The sequence below is a fragment of the Phenylobacterium sp. genome (genome assembly GCF_004297125.1).
Lineage (GTDB): Bacteria > Pseudomonadota > Alphaproteobacteria > Caulobacterales > Caulobacteraceae > Phenylobacterium.
Genome location: NZ_SCVD01000019.1, coordinates 20,283 through 41,363, shown reverse-complemented (window position 1 = coordinate 41,363; position 21,081 = coordinate 20,283). Strand labels below are relative to the sequence as shown.

Here is a 21,081-nt window from a genome sequence, read left to right as displayed (position 1 = left end):
TCAGGCCACGGAGGGCGCAGCGCTCATCTCGGCCTTGAGCTGGCGGCGCAGCAGCTTGCCGGTGTCGTTGTAGGGCAGCGCCTCGCGGAAGACCCAGGTCTCGGGGGTCTTGGTGGAGCGCAGCCGGGCCTTCACCCAGGCGGCGAGATCGTCGGGCGGCGGAGCGGCGCCTTTCGGCACGACGACGGCGGCGACCCTTTCGCCCCAACGGTCGTCGGGCACGCCCAGCACCGCCACGTCGGCGACCTCCGGATGCTCGCGCAGCACGTCCTCGATCTCGCCGGGGGAGATGTTCTCGCCCCCGCGGACGATCACGTCGTCCAGCCGCCCTTCCACGAAGAGATAACCGTCCTCGTCCAACCAGCCGCCGTCGTTGGTGGCGAACCAGCCGTCGTCCTGAATCACCTTCTTGGTCGTGTACTCGCCGGAAACCTGCTCGCCGCGGACATAGATTTCGCCCGACTGGTTCGGCTCCAGCACATCGCCCTCGGGGCCGCGGATCTCCACCTCCAGGCTGGGCAGCGGCTGGCCCACCGAGCCCAGCCGCCGCCGCGCCGCCGGATCGTCGGAATAGATCGCCATGCGGTGGTCGTCAGGCCCCAGGATCGCGATGGTCGAGCTGGTCTCGGTCAGGCCATAGGCGTTGGCGAAGTCCACGTGCGGCAGGAGTTCGAGGGCGCGCTCGATCACGGGCAGCGGCATGCGCCCGCCGCCGTAGCTCAAGGCCTTCAGGGCCGGCAGGGTCTCGCCCCGCTCGGCCAGGACGTCGAGGATGGCGCCCAGCATGGTCGGCACCACCATGGCGTGGGTGATCGCCTCCGCCGCGGCCGCGTCCACCCAGGCCTGCGCCGTGAAGGTCTCCAGGTGCATGATGCGGCGGCCGCCATAGACCCCGGTCAGCACCGCCGAGATGCCGGCGATATGGTAGGGCGGCACCGACACCAGGGCCGCCTCCCCCTCTTCCGCGCCCAGGAACTCCACGGTGGAGATCACATAGCTGGTCAGGTTGGCGTGGCGCAGGATCGCGGCCTTGGGCTCGCCGGTGGTGCCGCTGGTGAACAGCAGGACCGCGATGTCCGGATCGGCCCAGGGCAGCTCGTCCGGCGGATCGGCCCGGCAGGCGGCCTCGAAGGCCGAGCGCGGGACGACGGTCACGCCGGGATGGGCCGTCAGCCGATGCAGCATCTCGTCGTCGACCACCGCCACCGATGGCGCGGTGCGGGCCAGCAGCCGGTTCAGGTCGGCGTCGGGCAGCCGGTAGTTCAGCGGCGCGAAGGGCTTGCCCAGCAGGCCGCTGGCGAACACCGCCACCGGCATCGCCCAGCCGTTCAGACCCAGGAACGCCACCGTCTGGCCGCCGCGCCCCGCCAGCCAGCCCGCCCCGGCCCGCGCGCGGCGCCGCGTCGCCTCGAAGGTTAGGCCGTCGGCCCGCCGGCCCAGCGCCAGCCGCTCCGGCGCGGCGTCCGCGGCCATGTCCAGCAGGAGGGCAGTGTGCATCCGATCAGTCCGACGAGGGCAGCTTCTTGGCTTCCGTGGCCCCGATCGGGCGGCCGTCCAGGCTCAGCGAGCCCTTCCCCGCCTTGGAGCACAGCACCTCCAGCCCCGTCTCCGGATCGGCGTAGCGCTTGCCCGCGGCGCTGCCGCCCGCATGGGCGTCGGACAGCACCAGGTCCCCGGCCCGCTCCGCGGCGTGCGCGATCACCGGATGGCCCCCGCACTCCAGGCTCACCGGGCCCTTCGCCGGCCTCACCACCACGAACTCTCCCTCGCACACCGCGCTCTTCCAGCGCGACCCAGGCTTCAGGTCCATCGGCATACTCCCGTTTCCGCGGACCTTAGCGCGCCGTCGGGCAGGGTGCATACCGGTTCGGCGACCGGAGGGCGCGGCCGGACATCGAGGCGGTCAGGTCAGACGCCGCTGGCCGCAGCCCTCACCCGCGCGGCGAACGCCGGACAGAGCTCGGCATTGCCGCCGCAGCAGTCCTCGACCAGGAAGTCCATCAGCTCGCCCAGTTGGGCGAAGGCGGCGCTGTAGATGATGGAGCGGCCGTCGCGGCGGGAGGTGACCAGCCCGGCGTGATGGAGGACCGCCAGGCTGCTGGAAAGGGTGTTCTGGAGGATATGGAGCCGGCGCGCGATCTCGCCCGCCGCGACGCCGTCAGGCCCGGCCTGCACCAGGAATCGGAAGATCTGTAGCCGCCGCTCATTCCCCAGGGCGGAGAGGGCGGCGCTGGCGGTCGGCGTTTCCATGTGTCGAGAACACTCGAGGTTGCATTCCCCCCTTCGTCGACGGCCGACGAAGATGCGATTGAGAGCGACTCTCAGGCGGACATTAAGACTAATTAGAACTTCGCGTCGAGTGATGCACGTCCACGGCGGATGTGAAAGCGAAAGCTGCACCGGAGGTGGGCGGCGCCTGATCCCGCCTCCGGCGTAGCATCATGGCCCACGCGATCCTGGGCGCCTTGAGTCCGAGCTTCGCGGGAACCTCGCGTTGCAGGAGCGGTTTCCTCTACCGATCCGGGGGCGGAACGAGGGAGTGAATCCATGCGAATCCTTTTCTGCACCGCGGCGCTGAGCCTGGCCTTCGGCCTTGCCGCCCAGGCCCAGACCCCGCCGGGCGCCGCCGCGCCGGGCACGGTGAATCCGCCGGCGTCCAATCCGCCCGCCGCGTCGCCGACCGTTCCCGCGCCATCGGCCGCCACGCCGCCCGCCGCCGACGCCAGCGCGACGACCTCGCCCTACAAGCCCGGCATGGCGATCAAGGACGCCCAGGGTTCGACGATCGGCTCGATCGCGCGGGTCATCCGCACGCCGGACGGCACCACCACCATCTCGGCCAGCGTCGACGGCCGCAACGTGAACCTGCCCGCCTCCGCCCTGACCCTGGGGGCTGACGGCGGCGCGGTCAGCTCCATGACCAAGGCCCAGATCACCGCGTCCACCGTGCCGCCCAACTAGGTGTCGAAGCTCGTCCGCCGCCTCGCGGCGGTAGGCGACCGACCAGGAAGGTGTGTCGGCTTCGATTGATAACGATTCCCAGCGCCTAGTCAGCCCGTTGAATTTGAATGATGAATTTCGGGTTGAACTTCGACCGTTGATTCATCGCTAGGCCACGAACCGATTCAAAGGCCGGTCGCCTATGACCAAAATGATTCAAAAGAGGGCTGCAGCGAGGCCTCGGAAGGAGCAGGCCGGCTTGTACGGATCAGCTGTTTAGGAGGCGCTCAAGCGCTTGCCGGTCCCAGAGGCTGTGCCTGCAAACACTTGCGACGGGCCGCAGGCCGCGGGAAGTCAGTTCGCCCCAGATCTTGGGCTTAGCGCAGCCCAACAATTCGCTCGCTTCGTCCGACATGACGAACTTCCTGTCGAAGGCCCCGGCGCTGGCGAGCGAGACTCGTGAGGTGCGAACAAGCAGATCGCCCTCAATCAACCCCGCGCGAACAGCGGCGGAGACAACTTGCTCGGGCACGCCGAACACGGCCGCGATCGTACGGCAACTGGCCCAGACGTTAGGGGCAATCGGCTGGCGCGCGAGTTCTCCTAAGAGTTCAGCTAAGGGCGCACGTGCGACTCGCAGGCTGTCGAAGACGCCCTTGCCAGCGCGGTTCCGCCGGGAAATTGGCAAACGACCGGAGAGCAACGCAGCTAGGATCATCGCCCAGAGAGCAGGATGAAACTGCCTGCGGCAGCCATCGACCAAGCCAACGCAATCGACATCCTTCCGAGGCGCTGCTTCCAAGGCGCCGATGATGCCGTTCAGAGATTCCTGGGTTACCCGCACTTCGGCGGCAACCACAGCGACGTCGGGATTCGAGACAGGGCAAAGCAGCTTGGCTGCAAGGATCGCCTCAAACGCATAGGCTGGTAGGGCCAGCCGACGTGCCGCTTCCTGCAATGAAACACTGCCCTCTAAGTCCGCCTTTAGCCCCGTGATGGCCTCAAGGTCGTATAGGGTCGTTCCTCCCTTCCCCGTCTGCCTTGCGACGAAGGTTGAGCTCTTCCCTTCCAGCCTGCGCAGCTCCCTCCTGGAGATACCCAAACGCTCCACTTCCAGCGCTGAGATCGTGCGGGTTCTCGTAGAGCCGCCCTTCACGACGGCCGCCGCAAGTTTCGCGGGGACCCGCGCTTCATGAAGCGCAGCGGCGGCCGCATCTCGGATGAGATCCCTCAATGGCGATGGCGGCGTTGAGGCGTAGAAGTATTTGGACAACGTCCCGAAGCAACGCCTCACGGAAGTGGAGCCCGTCCGAGCGTATTCTTCACGGGCCAGCTCTGCGAGGGACTCAGGCCAGTCCAGCGCAAAGCGACGGCCCTTCGCGAGGTCAGCGATGGTGAACGACGAGAAGTCGCCTGCGCCGACGGCCTGGTTGCGCGCGGCTCTCGCATCGCTCGATGTGCTGGACGCCAGGCCGAATTCAACAATTGCCGCGAAGGCTTGCCCCGGATCCCACGAGCGGAACGCTGCGGGCAGGCAAGCGAGTTCCGCTGCACGAATGTCGGATCGAACATCGACAAGCCGCGCTGCGGCAATCGCTTCTGCCGTCTCCTTCCGCGATGGGACCTGTGTCGTGCTCCGACGCAGGTCGAAGCCACATCGGTCGCAGCGCCAGACCGCCGAACATCTAGTCCAGCCCAGGGTGCAGCCACAGGCCTGGCATGCCTCGATGAGTAGTTCGCCACTTTCAGGGCAGAAGGAGAGGGCTCGCACCATCCACGCAGCTCGGTGATGCGGTGACACGCCCAACGCCTGCGGCGACACGCGGCGGACCTTTGCTTCCAAGAACCTCCGCTCCAGAAGCGCGCCGTGGAAGTTCACCGCCTCATGTCGGCTGTCGGTCGGCTGCCGGTAAATCCGCGAGAGGATTTCGTCTTCCCGACACCCCAGCGCTCGCGCCAAATCCGCCGTGGAGTCACGCATCGTGAAGGGCATGAATCCAGGCGTCGCAGTCCGGATGTCCACCTCTTCCAGCACTTCGCCCGGACGCGAAAGCAAGTTGAGCTCCACGTGGCGGACGATGAGCGAAAGCAGCGATTCCCCTTCTATGGGCGGCGTCACGGCAACCAAGCGCCCTACATGAGGCCAGGGATATGTCATGGCCTCGCAGATCGCGAGAGCTTCGCGGGAGCAAGAGCTGGTAGGCCGACCTTAAACGGGTTCGAGGTGCCCGGCTTGAACGCCACGTAGTTCATGTCGGTCGCGAGCTCTAGGTCGGCGTGGGTGATCTCTTCGCGCCCGTCCTGAAGCGCCAAGTGGAGCGCTGATTTGAGAAGGTTGCAGGTCTCGCCGAGGACGCCTTTGGCGACGCTGAACAAGCCATCCGGCACGCCATCCATGTGAAGGAGGTTCGTCGCGTTCTTCGCAATATCGCGATCCTCAAGTTCAACAAGATATGCAGCAAGAAACTCTTGGAAGAGCTTGCGATCTTCAGCTGAGGAGGGGTCAAGCTGGTGCAATTCCAGTGGCGGTTCGCACCGTCGCGCCAATTGCACGTTGCCCCGGACCGGCTTCCAAGCGTCATCGATCCCCGACATGACGATCGGCGCGACCGCCTCGATGAGCAGCCATTTCACCATTTCGGAAACGCTGGAGTTCACCTCAAGCTTGTCGCTGTGAACGAGGTGATGGAACTCATCGAGGATCAGGAGTTCGACCTGGCACCGGCGGATGTAGGTTGCCACCCGGTCGAGTAGCACTGACTCCGTTCCGCTCTTCCACGGAGCCAGATAGCCGAACGGCGCGAGCGCCCTGAGGATGTCCTGGGAGAGGCCTTTGCGGGTCTGGTTTGCGGTCAGCGTCACCATCAAGACGGGGATGCGCCCCTCGGCCAGCGCTTCCTCGGTATTGGCGCGCGCTAAATAGCTGCTGAGAATCGTCGACTTGCCGGTCTGGGGCGGAGCCACCATCAGGAAGCCCCGCGTGCCGCGGTCGGACCCCTGACGGCGGCTCTCGCGCATGAAGTCGAAGGTGCGGTGCGCGGCACGGGCGCGAGGATTGTCGACCACAATCGCGTCGGCAGCCGCCAAACGGCGCGCCGCCTCAGCCACGTTCTGAGCAGACATTAGCGGTCCTCCGCTTGCCGGGCGCGGCTGACGAGGGAGGTCCAGTTTGCGTCGCCGACAGACGACGTTGTCCGATCCGTCTCTACGTGACGGCTAGACGCGGTGGTGGGCTTGTTCACGCCCTTGGTGGGCCTCTTACGAGCACGACCGCCCAGGCGCGCCCGAGGCTCGAGATGATGCCCATCGACGCGGTTTCGCGCGGTATCCACGCCCACCTCGTTGACCGTAGGGACAGGTAGACTACCTGGCGCCGTCGTCTCGACGAGGCGTACCAAGTCGCCGCGCACTTCGCGCTCTCCGTGGCGGACACGCTGGAGGCGCTTTCGAGCGATCACTCCCCGGGCGCGGAACTCGTCTATGCGCTCGTAGAAGGCGTCGCGTGCGCCGAGCCTGTCCATCGCAGTCTGAAACTCGCGATTGGTCTCGTCACACCAGGCTCTGATCATCCTATGGAGCGAGAGGCTCAGGCCTTTGGTGTACGCGGCGTCCGTACAGGGGACATCAATGTAGTCGTTGAGGACGGGGTCCCAGACGGAGACCTGCGATACGTCATCTTCACGGTAGGCGATCTTCACGCGCATCGAGCCATTGGACCGATCGCTCCGGGTCCCGCCACGCGCCAGATGAAGGCGAAGGTCTGCGAGAGCCTCAGACCGGTAAACAAGCCTATGAAGCTTGATGCCCTCCTTGGTCAGTTTGCCGGTGGTGACGGTGGCACATGCTCGATCGAGAAGCGCAAGATCGCGCGCCAGCTCGATGATGTCCGTCTTAGCGTGATCGCGCCAAACCTTCCCCGGTGGGGCCCCTAGCCCACGATGCACCTCCACCGCGTACACGTCGCACACAAAGCGATGGATCAATTCGTCAATCTCAGAGAGGTAGATTACGGCCGTCTTCTCCGGATCGATCCCAAACTCCTTCATCAGTTGCGGGCGCAGGGGAACGGAGCCGGGGAGCTTGTCGAGAAGACCCTGCCGGATGGTCCCGAACAGCCGCTCGACCTGTCCTTTGTACTCAGGGGTGCGGACAGGAGCCGGCTGGATCGAGATCCCGAGCGTCGCGCACGTATCCTCGAACGACCGGCCCATGAACTCCAAGCCCTGGTCGCACACGATCGTCCGCGGCAAACCGTAGGCGAGCCAGGCATTCCGAATCCCGGGATACCTTTCGCGAAGGTAGTCCTTCGTGCGTGCTGCGTGTCGCAGGCAGGCCATCACAGCCTCCAAGCTCGCATCACGCCATCCGACGTGAAATCCCAGCGGGTACCGCGAGCAAGAGTCCAGGAGAACCGTCAGTCGAGGTCTGCCGATCGGCTGGCCCGTGCGATCGTCGATCACCCAGCAGTCGAGGGTTGTGTGGTCGATCACGCCGATGTCCAGGATGCTCTCGGCCTCCATCGCCCCCTTCACCAAACCAAAGCGGCGTAGGCCCTCGCGCTTTCCCCATCGCCGGCAGGCGCGATCAACCGTGACCATCTGCCGGAGCCGAAGGCTGATGGTGGACAATGCGGGTCGCGCGATGCCCTCGGCGCTGGCCAGCTCCTTTCGGACCCTTGCCTCCACTCGGTGCCAGACTTCGGTTAGGTTCACCCGGATGTTGTTCCAGTAGGCCTCCGCCTCCTCTTCGACGATCGCTTCGACGCGTTCGTCGAGCTTCAAGGCCCGCAGCCCGCGAGGTCTTCGGTCGGCCATCTCGGAGAGCCGGCGGTCATCGGGCTCGCCGCGTTCTGAGATCCAACGTCGCAAAGCCCCAGGCGAAGGAGGTTTGGGGTCGGGCAGGGTCGAAGCGACGCGGTGGATGAACCTTCGAAGCTGCTCGGTAGACCTTGAAACGGGCGCTTGGTCGTATGCCTGAAGGTACTGGAGGCGACGCCGCGCCTTCTCGACAGCCAAGGCCGCCGACGCGTCAAGACGACCTTCGTCATCCCATAGCTCGATGGGGCGATCGCTGATCCACTCGTTCGCCCCTAATATCCTGACCTTGTTCTGGTTGTAGAGCTTCAGGAAGGCGGCCTGCGGGAAGGTCACGACCCGATCGATGCGCGGGTCCTTGAACTGGAAGATGTCAGGTTCGTGTGGCGCACCGACCTTGCTGGGAGCCATCGAATGGAGAACCAGTTGGGTGCCGTCGACGATCACGCGATCACCCACGGCGATGGGGAAGAGATTACGCGCCACGGTCGTCGAACTCCCGAACCAAGGCGTCGGTCGTGAACCCGCCGGAGAGGTCGATCAGCATGAGGCGCGCCACCATCATCGCTGCGACGGTCGCCAGCCCGATCACGGGGGTTTGGAACAGATCGGCGAGTTCGCCGAGCGGCCTCGTACCGCCTGCGAGATGCTCGCGAACGAGGGCTAAGTCGTGGGCATCGAAGGCCACTCGCCGGAAGGACTGCACCTTGCAGATTCCCGCAAACTCCAAGGTGCCGCCGAACTCCCGTCGCTGCAGGATGCGGAAGTCCCAGCCCATGCCGCGGTAGACAGTCGCGAAGAGGTTCAATTTCGCAGCGTAGTCAGGGTCACGCGACGCCTCGAAGTCCTCCTTTACCTCCGTGATCCGAATCTGCCCGTTGGAGAGCGTTTCCTCTAGATCTGGCGTGTAGCGACGAGCGACACCGTCGATGATCGCCTCGATCGTATGAGGCTGTGAACGGTACGAGACGACCTGAGGCAGAACCTCTGCGCAGTAGATCGCATCCCTCTCGGCCAGCGATTCAAAGCCAACCATCTTGCCGTTCTTGTGGCTCGAGTAGAGCCCGCCAGGGCGCACCCCCCGCCGGCGTCCCACTGGACGCATCGGGCCACGATCTGCGCGCTGATAGATCGTGGCAGAGGTTCTGAGCCAGGCGATGCGATGCTCGCGCCGCTCGATCTCCAACATCTCATGAAGTTGGCGCCCGGTTCGGAGACCACCTCGGTTGCAATGTAGAGACATCCAGAACCCTCCTTAAGTTCTGGACACTCTATAAGTCGCGCATTTGCCCAATGGTCAATAGAAAAATGAGTCACGTTTTACCCGAAACATGACTCCGCCACGAAATCTTGGATCAATACATTTCTTTACAATTATTCATGATCCCCAGATCGTTATGTATTTTATTGCCGGATTCGCTTCATCCGCACCTTATGGTCCAAGAAGTCGAATTCCCGCGCCGGCGTCCAGTCGTGCCTCATGAACAAGATGCGTCCGTAGAAGCGCAACTCCCCGAGGTCGTCGTAGAGACCAACGTGAGTCACCGCACCCGACGGTTGAGGCAGCACAATGCTGAGGGGATGTGGATTGACGTCATACGAGCCGTTCATGTGCACCCAGGGGAACGGCACGCGGCGGTAGCCCTCAACCACCAACTCAACTTCTCCAAGGCCGTCGGCGTTCGGAGCCGTCGTAAGTAGCGCCAGGAAGAGCGTAGCAGGCGTGGACGCGGCAATCTTCTGTCGGAGGGTGGGAGCGAGATCAGCCCAGAACGGCGGCTGAGGATACATTACGCGGCGGCCTTCTTGAGGGGGGAGCTGGCGATTGCCGTCGATGCCGCACATGCCAAAGGCGTGAGTCATAGGAGCTGTTTCTCGGATCGTTGCCCACCTGGGCAAGCATAGGGTCGACGCAGCAGAATAACGCGCCAACGCAGGTTCCAGTTTTCGGGAATGCCTCGTCGAGCCCCGCCCGCCGAATGCTCTAATCAACTACTCCAGAACGCCCAAAATGTCAAGAATTTGGGGCACTGGCGAGGTCGTCGCCTCGGCGCAAGGCCGGCCCTGCTCCGCCCGGCCCACAGGCCGCCCAGATGATGTGTGTTCATTGTTGCCTCCCCCACGCCACGCGTGAGGATCACCGTGCCGCGTCCATCTCGCGGAGGCAGATGCGAATTTTCCGATGGCGATGTCCCTGCGCTATCGCTCTGGCTACGGTCAGTGCCGCACACCGGGAGACCAGACACATGAGCGAGCGAAAGGTAGGTGGCGCTAACGCCGGTGTTCGCTCGGCGGCCCTCCCGCCGAAGGCGAAGGCGGAGAAGTCGTCGATGTACCGAGTCCTTCTGCTCATGACGGCGACGAGACGATGGAATTCGCCCCGCACATACTTGAGCAGTTCTTCAACAGGTCGCGCGAAGACGCGACCCGCATAATGCTCCATGTCCATCAGCATGGCGTGGGCGTCTGCGGGGTCTACACGTACGAAGTGGCGGAAACAAAAGTAGGTCAGGTCGTTGATACGGCGCGGCGGCATCAGCACCCGCTGCAGTGCACCATGGAAGAGGACTAGAGGCACTTGCCTTCACTTGCTCGCATAACTCAAGAATCCACGTCGAGGGCCCACGTCGTCGTGAAAGGCGCTCGTCGAACGGGCGCTGGTTCTCAAACTCATCGACGTGGTCAGCTCGTACGTAGCGACCATCTCAAGTTTTCGGGCAACTCATTCGAAGCAAAAGGGCCCTGCGCTCTACCTGCTTTCTATGCCGTCGTTGTTGTCCGCCTTGCAGGCCTGGGCGTGGTGGCTGTCATGGCGATCACCACGGGGCCGACAGCGATGGCCAAAGTTGCCGAGGTCATATCTCGATTTCTTATCTGAACTTGACTTGGGCTGTCGCGATGCTCTGGCGGCAGCCCCTTCCTCGCAGATCGATGATTCGGGGCTTACCCCTGATTTTCACTCAACAGTCGCTAGATCGTGCGTCAGCTGCGAAAGCCCGAATACGCGACGCTGGAGCACCTGCTCCTCAGTCTGATCGATGACGGGGACGCCGCCGGCGTGATGCGGGCGTGCGACGTCGGCGCGCTCAGGACCACGCTCACCAACTACGTGGACAACGAACTGCGCTCCCTTGTCGTCGACGACGGGGAAGACGCAAAGCCCATCGCGGGCTTCCGGCGCGTCATGATCCACGTGCAGTCCTCGGGCCGCGAGGAAGTCACCCGCGCCAATGTGCTGGTGGCGATCTTCAGCGAGCCCGAGAGCCACGCCGCCTACTTCCTGCAAAGGCACGACATGACGCGGTACGACGCGGTCAACTACATCGCCCATGGCATCGCCAAGAAGGCCGGCGCGTCCGAGGCCAAGCCCGGCAAGGGCGCCGAGGGCGAGGACAAGCCGCAGGTGAAGACCGGCGGCGAGGCGCTCGAAGCCTACTGCATCAACCTCAACGAGAAGGCCAAGCCGGGGGAGGTCGATCCGCTAATTTGGCGGATGGGCTCAACGACCTACAAGGCGTTCCGTCAGCACTTCGAGAAGGACCGGGCCCTCGTTCGCCGCTTCCAGAAAATCGACGTGAACGAGCCCACGATCGAAGACACGATCAAGATCCTGAAGGGCCTGAAGACCGACTACGAGGCGTTCCACAAGCTCCGGCACACGAACCCCGGCACCCCGCACCCCGAAGTCTTCAACATCCCTGTTCCAGGTCATGGTCAAGGCGCAGCTGCCGGGCTCAACGGCAAAGACTTTCGCGGTTCGCTGCGCGGCCTGGTATCCGCGCAAGACTTGGCGCGACAACGGCCGCCGCCCTGAGCGCCTGGGCCAAGGACTCGACGACGATGATCCGTCGAGGAACCTGTCAGGCGTGAGCCTGCGCGAGCTGCGCCGCGATCGCGTTTGAGATCGGCTGCCCCGTCAAATCTTCAAGCCAGCGCCACTGCCCGTTCGGGTTCGCCTCCAGCCAGACGTAGCGGCCGCCCGGGTCCAGGATGAGATCAACAGCCGAGAAGTTGAGACCGAAGTGATCGTTGAAGGCGAGCAGTCGGGCCTCGACCTCAGCTGGCAGCGCGAACGGCTCATGCCGAATCTCTTCGACGGCCGCGGCGCGCCAATCTTCACGGGCGTCAGCGTGCTCCTGGGAATGCAGGGCTGTGCAGAAGACTTCGCGTCCGACCAGCGTCGCGCGCAGTTCCAGGGCCTTCTCCACATAGGGCTGCACGATCACGGGACACAGGCGAACGCTCTCGCGCACCGCCTCGAAGGTGGCCGCGTCGAAGCGCGCGGCGAAGGTATCCCATGACTGCGGCCGATCGCCTCCCGTTTGGAAGGTGTCGAAGGTGAAGGGCTTGGCCAGCACGTTCCAGTCGTACCGACGGGCGAAGGCCTCGATAGCCGCAGGCCGGTTGGTGACCAGTGTCGGCGGGACGGTGAACCCCAGGTCCGCGGCGACCTTGAGATTGGGGAGCTTTTGGCTGGCCCTTCGGATGCTGGGGACCGGGCTCATCCAGTAGCGATCCTCGAGGAGGTCGAACATCGTTCGCAAGGCGGCTTCCGCCTCGCGCACCGCAAAGCCTCGGGCCGGCGGGAACGCCAGCTCATCGGGCGGCACCACCGGCGGCGGCTTTCGGTACCAGACGGCGGTCACTTCCGAGAACTCGAGGCGGCGGTCGGCGTCGAGGATCTTCAGGCTCGCCTCTGCGCTGGGCTGATGAAGTTCGAAAGGGCAGTTGACGAGAAAATCCTCGGTGTTCAGCCGCACGGCGCGACGACGGTGGTCCGCCCCTTCGAGGAGGGGGATGACCAGGTCCGCGTGCACGTCATCGCGGTTCGTAATGATGAGCACAGTCATGGGTGTTGTGGGCTCCAGAAAAGGGCCGCGCGAGCTGAACTCGGGCGGCCACGAGGGGGTCAGTCGTCTTGCGACCGGTCGTTGTCCAAGAAGATCACGCCGGTGCTGCTGCGCCGGAAGCAGGTGCTGCGGCCCATCGAGAGCGGATCGCCTTCCCCCTCGTTCACCTGGCGGGCCGCATCGTAGGTGAGACCGTCAGCGCGCCGCATCATGGCTTCGACGTCATAGGGCGTCGGCCTCGCCAGCAGCATCATGAACGGAGCCTCGCCGCCCGTTAGGTCTTCGAGCCGTCTGATGTCATACATTGTGTAGTCTCCACGCGTCGGGCGGGTGGCCATCACCTCGCCTACTTTGAAATGTTCCCGGGCCGCAGGTCTGGAGACAGGAACCGGGCCTGTACTGCGTGAATCTTTTTTTCGCGCCGGTGTCCGCGAGCGCTGTTCCCGTTGACATGGATAGGTAGGCGAAGGGAGGCAACGAAGTGCCCGGTCGCAAAGCTGACGTGCGCTACCTCACTGCAGAAGAAGTCGCAGAAGCAGTTCACCGGCTTTCTTCGGCCGACGTCTATCGCCTCATGCGGTTCGCTCGTCGTGTGCTCGGCCTCTTCGGCGCACGAGACCCGAACTCAGACCGGGACGCCGTGCACGAAGTCGTCCTGCGGATGATGGACGAACGATGGCAGGTCCCGGCCCACCACTCGTTCATGACCGTGTTCTTCAAGAACATCATCGCCATCGTGCACCGCTCGAAACTTGCTGCGGCGCGCGAGCCGGCTCACGCGGAGGAGACGCTTGCCGGCGTCGTTGAGTCCGGGACAGGCGAATTTTTGTGGGGAGGCGCCGGCAGCGGCCCGCTGCGACGAGCCTTGGGGGGCGAGGATCCTGCGGCGGTCATCGCCGCGCTGGACGAGGTCGAGGCTGTGCTCGCCGCGTTCGACGACCCGGTCGAGCGCAAGATCGTCCTCGGCATGCTCTCCGGCCTCGAGGGGGGCGAGCTCGAAGCCTTCGTTGGCTCGATACCGACGCGTATCCAATTTGCATCCAGAGTTAGAAACGTACGTCGCCAGTTAGAGCAGATGTACGAAGGATGGAACTCATGAGCAACGATCAAGATGATCGTATCGTAAACGCCATCCTACATGGCCTGGGCGACGATCTCTCAGAGATGTCCGATCTCGAAATCCTTCGCGAGAGCGATGGTCTTTATGGCGCGGACCGGAGCTTGGTCCAGCGTGGGCGCCGCATTCTCACCGAAGCCGTTCAGGCAGCCCGGGCGAGGTCGGCGTTGGCGAACAGGACGGACGGCTCGCCGTCGGCGGCGAACGACGATCGGGCCTCGCGACAAGGTGAGCGGTTCGTCGGCATGGCCGCCTATGACGGGCATGGGCCCGGCGCTCGAGGGCCCGCTCGCGCGGGGGCCAGAGACGAGGAGGACGACCTCGGCGCCCTGCGCGGCGGCGGACGGCTCGTCGCGCGCAAGGGGGTTGTGGTCCTCCAGCTGACGGCGGCGCAACAGGTGACCCGGCTACAGCTGGGGGATGGTCACTATCCGTTGGCGCCAACCGTCTCGGCCATCGAGTTCTTGGTGGAGGGGCTCGGAAAGCGCCTGGCGAGGCAGCTGGTGGTGTCACACCAGAAGTCCCCCAAGACGTTTCCGGCCTCGTGGACGTGACCCATGGCCTTCGACGCACATAAAGGCGCGGCGTCGTCGCCTTGGATTGTCGGCCAGCAGGTGGCTCTCGGCGTGGCGTTGCTGTCGGCTTTTGACGCCGCCTCCCCGAACGATGAGGACTTGGTGTTCGGCCCTGTCTGGGCGGACTGCCGCCCGCCCGAAAGCACGGAGATCTACGGCTATCTGCAGCGGCTTCAGGCGCTGCCGTCGGCGGCGCTCGAGCTGTTGGCTCACCTTCCCGAGCACTTGATCGAATGCTGGGGCGATCACCAGCCGCATTGGCAAGCCGCGCTGCAGGGGGTGACTTGGGACGGGCAGCGGTCCGCGCTTGCCGGCGCGAAGCTGGTCGCCAACCGCATTCGCGCCGGATCCCACAAGCCGGCCCAATTGATCCGGCTGGCCAAGCTCGAGCTTGGCCCGGACTGGAGCGCGGCCGGCGCAGAGGGAGCGCTTGCGGCGCTGATCGCCGCCTACCGGGAGCCGGATCGACAAGCGGATCTGGCCTTGGCGCAGTTTCGCCAGTCCGTCGCGCTCCCGCGCTGGTCGATGGTCGAGAACGCTTTGCAGCAGACCGAGCATGCCTGGCCGTTGCTGGTGCTGGAGGAAGATGAGGCCATCGCCTGTGCGCTACCGATGAAGATCAAGGTGCGCCTGGGCGGGGACAGCTCGGTTGGCCTGTACAGCGGGCGGAATGTCGTGTGCGGCGATTGGCTCCCGTCGTTGGAAACGGCGCTCAAGGCCGCGGTGGATCTCTGGGAAAAGAAGCACGGCGCCCTCGCCTTCGACTTTCAGGCCGCCGTCCGCAAGGCGTCCGTGTCGCTGGACCTGACCACGGCGTCGGAGATCGTCGAACCCTTCGTCAAGCGCTTCGGCCGCTTCCGCTTCCACGGACGCAGCCTCGAGGCGCTCATAGCCTTGGAGGTGCTGGGGCGCTTCGTGGGTCACGAAGGACTGGGCGGCATCGCCGTGACGGGCTGCCTTGGCGCACGCATAGCCAATGGCAGTGGCGTGCATTGGGATCGCAAGGGCGCCGACAGGTGGGTGGAGGCGATGCCCTTCCACGGCGAAGCGAAGGTCGAGTGCGCGCGTCGTTCGCTTTTCGACCGGATCGTCGTACCCGAAGGCTCCGTGGCGACCGGCCACCGCGGCCACCTCGACGTGGTCGCCGGAACGCGCCTTAGCGACTTCGCCGACCACGCGCTCGGCCAGCACTGGCGAAAGCACCGCTATGTGCGCGCGCCCGACGCCTCCTACGGCCTCAAGCGTTACAAGCGCGACGATTTTCCCCGGGATGAGTTGGCGGCGATCCGAGCCACGGCGACAGCCATTCGCACCTCTCCCAGCCCGATTTTGCACCTCGTCGATGTCCCGGCGCTTCGCGTGGCGCAGGCTCTGTGCCTGATCAATGACAACGCCACCGCCGACACGAGCCCGGCGTTCAAGGACTTCGAACGCAACGAGCGCCAGGCGAGCTTCGCGTTCATCCGCGCGACGCCTGAGGAGGCGAACGATCGCTTCTGGCGTGTCGCGTGGGACCTTCTGAACGCGGACGAGCGGAGCTTTCGAGACTTCGCCTTCACCGTTTCGCGCAGCCGGCCCGCGAAGGTCCTTATCGACCAGCTCAATCGACGGCCTACGGCTGAACAGCCGCGGCGCGCACCCGATGTTCTCGTGATCATTGGCGCGCAGCATCTCGACCGCGCCGAGCCGTTCCCGACCGGCCCCTTCGCCCGCCTGCAGCCCGCGTCGCTGCTCGAGGAAATCCAGGGCCTGGATCGCCGCGGGTGGACCATCGATCCGGCTCTGAACAAGGTCGCGCGCCGCCACCTTGGACGTACTCGCCTCATTCTCGTCGACGAGGAAGATTTCCAGCCGGCCGAGATCCCCGCGACGGTCCCAGACCCACTGTACGAGGCCACGGAGACGCTATCGGTGTTCCGCTACGGCTTCACCTTTGAAATGGCGCGGACCGTCCTCGACTGCTCTGAAAGAGAGTGCCAGGTCACGCTCTCGGGCTTGCAGGCCGTACAACACCAAGCCGACGACTTGCTGGTCTTCGCCGAGACGTCGGGGGAATACCTGCTGCGCGGACGCGTTTCCCCGAGGGGCGACCTGCGCACCCAGGCCGAACGGCATATGCGCGCGGCCAATGCGCTCGTAGGCTTTCTCAGGCCGATACAGGGCGCTGGCCGCTTTGACTTCACGCAAGCCCTGCGCCCGGCCTACCTGCACGAAGCTCAGTGGCATCTCGCCCAAGGCCGCCGCCTGGCTCACCAAGTCTCGTCCGAGCTGGCTTCAGAGTTCATCACCGCGCAGGAGCGCCTGAATCGGATTGGCGAGCCGTTCGGCTGGAGCCAGCTGCGCTGGGCGGAGCGATCTTCAAGCGAAGCCGACGGCGACCTGTGGGCCGCGTTTCAGGACCACGTCGCCGACCAGCCGAGCAATGTGCTGATCCATCCCGTTGAATTGACTATCGCCGCCAAGTTCGCCCACAAGCTTGAGCGCCGAAAGCGCGCCGGCGGCTCGCGCGACGGCGCGATTGCGCCGATAGCGGTGCAGAAATGGCGGCTGCTGCAGCGCGCCGTGCGGGCTTGCGCGACCCTCCCGGAAGCCGAGCGGGAGACCACCCGGTTCGCCGTTCTGACGGCGCGAGCCGCGCTGATGATGAGCGAGCGCCCCAACCTGGAGGGGCTGCGGTACGCAAGCGATGACAACCGGGAAGCGTGGGGTCTGCTGTCGACGGCCACCGGCATCCTGAGCCCCCAGTGGTTTGAATATCTGGGTGACGCGGAGCCGGATCCGGTGAAGGCGGCGCGCCTCTACCGGCAAGGCTTCTGGAACGACAGCCTCCCAGGCGCCGGCCCCGTCCGGGTGGAAGCGCTGGCGAAGCACATCGGAGCCCTCAAACTCGCGCGAGCGCGGCCCGATCCGGCCCTCCTGGAGCGGCTGGAAGGCCTCAGTCCTGGCGCCTGGCGGCGGCTCAGGCGCACCGAGCGGCCCATGAGCGGCTTCGCCGAGTTCGGACGTGCGCGTGAGCGGTGGCGGGCCGGCCGCTCGTGGCTGCTGGAGCGGCGATGATGCGCGTCGCAGTCATAGAGGTCGGTAGCCGCTCCATCCGCCTGCTTGTGGCGGACCGGGCCGGCGACACGCTCGTCCCTGTTGGCGGCCATGCGGTCGACCTTGATCTGATGCGCCTCGTCCGCAGCAACGCAGCGGCGTTGGGCGTGGAACGCCTGATCGAGATTGTCCAGACGCTCCGTCAAACGGCCGTCCGGCTCAGCGCCGAGCGCATCGCGGTGTTTGGCACGGAGGCGGCCCGTCAGCTGGCTCGCCAACTCGGCGCAGACGCGCTTGCGGGCATCACGCTCATGGAAGCTGAGGATGAGGCCCAGTGCTCCCTCACGGCGGCCGCCCTCCACCTAGAGGGCCTGCAGGCCGGCGCCGGCCTCTGCGCGATCGACCACGGGAATGGTAGCCTCGAGCTCGCCTACGGCCGCGCCACATCTCCGGTCTGCATGGAGGCGGGCCACAGCGCCCCGCTTGGCAGCGACCGGCTCTTGACGCAGCTGCGCGGTCTTCATGTGGATGTCGCAGCCTATCGGACCTGGGCCTACGCCCAGATCGACGCGCTCCATCTTCCGTCGCCGAAGCGCGGCGTCGTTGTTGTGCAAGGAAGCGTCGCCACAAAGTGCGCCTGGCTCACGGTGCGGCGCGGGCTCGACGATCGCTACGAGCCGCAACGGGTTCACGGACATCGCATGGGCGTAGAGGGCCTGCGCCGCCTCGCGGAGGTCGTCGCGGCCAAGCCGGTGGCGGAGTGGCCAGCCCTCAGCCGTTTCGTGAACCCCCGTGACCCGCCCACGGACCAGATTGAACGGCTGTTGACGGGCTGCATCCTGCTGGAGCGCCTGCTGCATCGGCTCGAGTGTGAGGAATTCCTCGTTGGCGCCTTCGGCGCCCGGTATGGCATGGCCTGGAACTTGGCCACGGGCGTCGGCTCGGGCCTCACCGTGCAGCCCGCCCCCGTCGCATAGCGGGCTCGTCCCTCGGCTTCAGGCCCGCGGCGGCGGTCTGGCGACGGACCGCGGTCTGTGCCGCTGACGTATGACGTCCGCGAATCCGCCAAGTTCGAGCTGGTGCGCCGAAGGCCAGACTTCACGCTATGCGCGGATTGGAAGACGAGGTCCGTAGTGCGCCAAGAGCCGTCATTGGGACCGGGCCAGGAACCGGACGTTACGGGCCCACAACTTCGGCCTCAAGCGCCCCGTTGGCGAGGGGTGCGAAGTCGGGCAACCAGCCGTTCTGAGGCCAATCGGGTGATAGAGACTCGCGCCGGCTCACCTTGAGTTCGAGCAATCTTACGGACCTAGGGGGAAGCTCACCCCACGACCTAGAACCGCGCGTCGGGTCGGGTGAGCAAGCCGTGGAGAACGCCATCCTCCACGACGAGGAGCGCGTCCGGGCGCGCGGTCCCTTTCTGCGAGGGATAGAACAGGGCCATGGCGTCGCCGGTGGTCGCCCGACGGTCGACTTCCTGCAGCACGAGGCTGACCGTCGTCAGAACGTCCTCGACCGTGTGGTCGCCCAGATCGATCAGACCGCCGGTGTCCGCCTGGGCCGCCGCGATGTGTTTCGCCAGGTAGCCTGAGATCGATTGCGCTGACACCGCGGCGTAGCCCGGCGCGTCAGGGATCCGCACGAGGAGCAAGCCTGGGCGCGCCGAAGCGACGGACGTAAGCGCCTCGAGGAGGCTCGCTTCGCTGGAGATCATCGTCGGCGACCGCAGGTTCGCCTGGGCGAGGGGCCGACCGGGCACGGCGGAGTGGATGCTCGGTGGTGACTTCGCCACGCCCATCACCGTGCAATGGGCGCGGGTCCAGTCGCGATAGTCTCTGGAGATCAGGCCGATGACATCGAGGATGCGATTGAGCGCCTTCCCATGGTCCTGCGCCGAGATCGGCTCATGGTGCGCGATCCGGTTGCGCAAGGCGTTCACCGCCGCCACCTCGAACTGCACCTGGCCACGGCCATGGTCCTTCGGGAGGTTCGGGAACACCTTCGCGAAGAGGCTGCGGTCGCTCCAGAGCGCTTCCTGGTAATCGGCGCGCAGCAGGTTGGACCAGAAGTCGAAGTTCAGGGTTGCGACCACATCGTCAGGCGAGATTGCAGCGCCCTTCTTGCGACGGGCCAGCTGATCAAGCGCCTTCACGTGGGAGCGCTTCGAGTGCTCATTGAGGGCGAAAGGCGGATCGAACACCCAATCCTGCCCCCACCGCTCTGAGAACGCCTTGTGCATCGCGTTGCGCGTGAACACCTCGCACGCCTGCAGGGGGAACAGGAACGCCTTGGAAAGCCGGGCATTCCAAAGGTAGAGCTGGAGCGCCCGGTTGCGATCGCCGTTTGCAGAGACCATGTATCGGGCGAGTCGCGCGGCGGTCAGGCCCTCGGTGAGGCGCTCAAGAGACTCGGCCGAATACGGGTAGATTTCTTGACTTTCGGCCATGCCGCGCTCATAGATGTAGGCTTATAGCAGCCAACTTAACCGTTGGCAGATCGGACCCCGGGACAGGTACGCCTCTCCCGGGGACCACCCTCCAAAAATCATTGGCTCTCTTGAAGCCGCCGCGCTTTGGAGCTGTTACAAAACTATAACCGGCCGATCGCTGTCAACAGATCATTTGACCCTTGGTCTAAAACTTTCTACCTTGTTGTACGCTTCATTCGCACAAGGGTTTGGATCAAATGGAGTTGGTCGGGGTGGCCGAGATCGCGCTCCTGCTGGGCGTTACCAAGCAGGCGGTCGCTAACTGGCGAAATCGCAAGGGCGGTTTTCCGTCTCCTGCCGCGAACCTCAAGGCCGGACCGGTGTGGACGCTTGAGTCGATCCAGAAATGGGCAGAGGCCGAAGGCTACGAGATCCAACTCGGCGCCGCGGCAGATGGCGCCGCTGCCGCAGCGCCAGCGAAGCAAGCGGTCGTCATGGCCGTCATGAACATGAAGGGCGGCGTGGGAAAATCGACCGTGGCATCCAACTTCGGTTGGTATGCCGCCTACCTGAAGAACCTCAAGGTCCTGCTCGTCGACCTCGATCCACAGTTCAACCTCAGCCAGTACATTCTCGGTGCCGAAGGATACGAACAGCTGATCGAGAAGGGACTTCCGACCGTCGATGCGATGTTCCAGCCCTCGCAGGGTCAACCTCCTGTCCAGGTGAACAAGCTGATCCGCAAGGTGAAGAACTGGGAGGATGGCTCATGCCTCCACTTGATCCCGGCGAGCCTCGACCTAGCTTGGACGATGCGCTTGGCGCTGGAGCGCAGTCATGTCCTTCGCGATCAGTTGGACGACGTGCGATCGGACTATGACCTAATCATCATCGACTGCGCGCCGACAGAGTCGATCCTGTCGACCGCAACCTATCACGCCGCAGACTGGATCCTGGTCCCGGTGAAGCCGGAATTCCTTGCCACGATCGGCATGCCCCTTCTCCTGAAATCCCTGCAGGAGTTCAAGCGAACGTACCCCAACGAAGACGCGCCCGAGGTTGCCGGCATCTTGTTCAACGACGTAAGCGACCGCGTGGAACACACGCGCTCACGGCAACGCGTTCGCAAGGAGGCCGCGGAGTTGAAGCTTCACGTCTTTAAGGCTGAGCTCAATCACTCGGACAGTTACCCGACGGGCGCGCGCCGGGGACAACCGATATTCATGACGGACAATGCCCGGACAGAGCGCAAGAACGAGCTTACGCGGGTCGGGAACGAGATTCTTGAAAGGGTCGGACTGTGACGAGTAGGACTCCGTCC

The 21,081-nt window shown here is 64.9% G+C and carries 17 protein-coding genes and 2 pseudogenes; 8 read left to right on the top strand and 11 right to left on the bottom strand.

The window, feature by feature from the left end; translation table 11 throughout:
* The 3 genes from EPO51_RS08505 to EPO51_RS08495 form a co-directional block, all read right to left on the bottom strand.
* Positions 1-1,497, bottom strand: coding sequence for a class I adenylate-forming enzyme family protein (locus EPO51_RS08505; protein WP_293348708.1), 1,497 nt, complete (start codon positions 1,495-1,497; stop codon positions 1-3).
* 4 nt (positions 1,498-1,501) lie between these two features.
* Positions 1,502-1,810, bottom strand: a complete 309-nt coding sequence (locus EPO51_RS08500) for a hypothetical protein (RefSeq protein WP_293348705.1) — start codon at positions 1,808-1,810, stop codon at positions 1,502-1,504.
* Between the two features lie 98 nt (positions 1,811-1,908).
* Positions 1,909-2,250, bottom strand: a complete 342-nt coding sequence (locus tag EPO51_RS08495; protein WP_293348702.1) for an ArsR/SmtB family transcription factor — start codon at positions 2,248-2,250, stop codon at positions 1,909-1,911.
* A 297-nt stretch (positions 2,251-2,547) separates the two neighbouring features.
* On the opposite strand from EPO51_RS08495, the gene EPO51_RS08490 reads away from it, so the two are divergent.
* Positions 2,548-2,961, top strand: coding sequence for a hypothetical protein (locus EPO51_RS08490; RefSeq protein ID WP_293348699.1), 414 nt, complete (start codon positions 2,548-2,550; stop codon positions 2,959-2,961).
* 247 nt (positions 2,962-3,208) lie between these two features.
* On the opposite strand, the gene EPO51_RS08485 is transcribed toward EPO51_RS08490, so the two are convergent.
* The 5 genes from EPO51_RS08485 to EPO51_RS08465 form a co-directional block, all read right to left on the bottom strand.
* The gene (locus EPO51_RS08485) at positions 3,209-5,068 is read right to left on the bottom strand and encodes a hypothetical protein (protein ID WP_293348696.1); all 1,860 of its coding nucleotides are present in this window, start codon (positions 5,066-5,068) and stop codon (positions 3,209-3,211) included.
* A gap of 26 nt (positions 5,069-5,094) precedes the next feature.
* A complete protein-coding gene (locus tag EPO51_RS08480; RefSeq protein ID WP_293348693.1) occupies positions 5,095-6,063 on the bottom strand; it encodes a TniB family NTP-binding protein in 969 nt (322 codons plus the stop codon).
* Complete coding sequence (locus EPO51_RS08475; RefSeq protein ID WP_293348690.1) at positions 6,063-8,240, bottom strand: integrase catalytic domain-containing protein; 2,178 nt, start codon at positions 8,238-8,240, stop codon at positions 6,063-6,065. The genes EPO51_RS08480 and EPO51_RS08475 overlap by 1 nt, the downstream gene beginning before the upstream one ends.
* The gene (locus EPO51_RS08470) at positions 8,230-8,943 is read right to left on the bottom strand and encodes a TnsA endonuclease N-terminal domain-containing protein (protein ID WP_293348687.1); all 714 of its coding nucleotides are present in this window, start codon (positions 8,941-8,943) and stop codon (positions 8,230-8,232) included. Before EPO51_RS08470 ends, EPO51_RS08475 begins: the two co-directional genes overlap by 11 nt.
* A 215-nt stretch (positions 8,944-9,158) precedes the next feature.
* Complete coding sequence (locus EPO51_RS08465; protein WP_293348684.1) at positions 9,159-9,617, bottom strand: hypothetical protein; 459 nt, start codon at positions 9,615-9,617, stop codon at positions 9,159-9,161.
* Between the two features lie 383 nt (positions 9,618-10,000).
* On the opposite strand from EPO51_RS08465, the pseudogene clpS reads away from it, so the two are divergent.
* Positions 10,001-10,326: pseudogene (clpS, locus tag EPO51_RS08460) on the top strand (ATP-dependent Clp protease adapter ClpS).
* Positions 10,327-10,752: 426 nt separating this feature from the next.
* Positions 10,753-11,415: pseudogene (locus EPO51_RS08455) on the top strand (Clp protease N-terminal domain-containing protein); the annotation flags it as partial.
* Between the two features lie 199 nt (positions 11,416-11,614).
* Here EPO51_RS08455 and EPO51_RS08450 read toward each other — a convergent pair.
* Both EPO51_RS08450 and EPO51_RS08445 read right to left on the bottom strand, forming a co-directional pair.
* Positions 11,615-12,604, bottom strand: a complete 990-nt coding sequence (locus tag EPO51_RS08450) for an MvdC/MvdD family ATP grasp protein (protein ID WP_293348681.1) — start codon at positions 12,602-12,604, stop codon at positions 11,615-11,617.
* Between the two features lie 59 nt (positions 12,605-12,663).
* Positions 12,664-12,909, bottom strand: coding sequence for a hypothetical protein (locus EPO51_RS08445; RefSeq protein WP_293348679.1), 246 nt, complete (start codon positions 12,907-12,909; stop codon positions 12,664-12,666).
* A gap of 176 nt (positions 12,910-13,085) precedes the next feature.
* On the opposite strand from EPO51_RS08445, the gene EPO51_RS08440 reads away from it, so the two are divergent.
* From EPO51_RS08440 to EPO51_RS08425, 4 genes are read left to right on the top strand one after another with little or no spacing between them, the layout of a single operon-like run.
* Positions 13,086-13,703, top strand: a complete 618-nt coding sequence (locus EPO51_RS08440; RefSeq protein WP_293348677.1) for a hypothetical protein — start codon at positions 13,086-13,088, stop codon at positions 13,701-13,703.
* Positions 13,700-14,275, top strand: a complete 576-nt coding sequence (locus tag EPO51_RS08435; RefSeq protein WP_293348675.1) for a hypothetical protein — start codon at positions 13,700-13,702, stop codon at positions 14,273-14,275. The genes EPO51_RS08440 and EPO51_RS08435 overlap by 4 nt, the downstream gene beginning before the upstream one ends.
* 3 nt (positions 14,276-14,278) lie before the next feature.
* A complete protein-coding gene (locus tag EPO51_RS08430; RefSeq protein WP_293348672.1) occupies positions 14,279-17,353 on the top strand; it encodes a hypothetical protein in 3,075 nt (1,024 codons plus the stop codon).
* Positions 17,350-18,309 (top strand): hypothetical protein, encoded by a 960-nt coding sequence (locus EPO51_RS08425; protein WP_293348669.1) that lies wholly within the window; start codon positions 17,350-17,352, stop codon positions 18,307-18,309. Before EPO51_RS08430 ends, EPO51_RS08425 begins: the two co-directional genes overlap by 4 nt.
* Before the next feature lie 356 nt (positions 18,310-18,665).
* Here EPO51_RS08425 and EPO51_RS08420 read toward each other — a convergent pair whose 3' ends face one another.
* Positions 18,666-19,778, bottom strand: coding sequence for a hypothetical protein (locus EPO51_RS08420; protein WP_293348666.1), 1,113 nt, complete (start codon positions 19,776-19,778; stop codon positions 18,666-18,668).
* A 254-nt stretch (positions 19,779-20,032) separates the two neighbouring features.
* Here EPO51_RS08420 and EPO51_RS08415 point away from each other — a divergent pair, with 254 nt between their 5' ends.
* Positions 20,033-21,064: a ParA family protein gene (locus tag EPO51_RS08415; RefSeq protein ID WP_293348663.1), complete on the top strand. Its 1,032-nt coding sequence runs from the start codon at positions 20,033-20,035 to the stop codon at positions 21,062-21,064.
* Positions 21,065-21,081 lie beyond the last annotated feature (17 nt).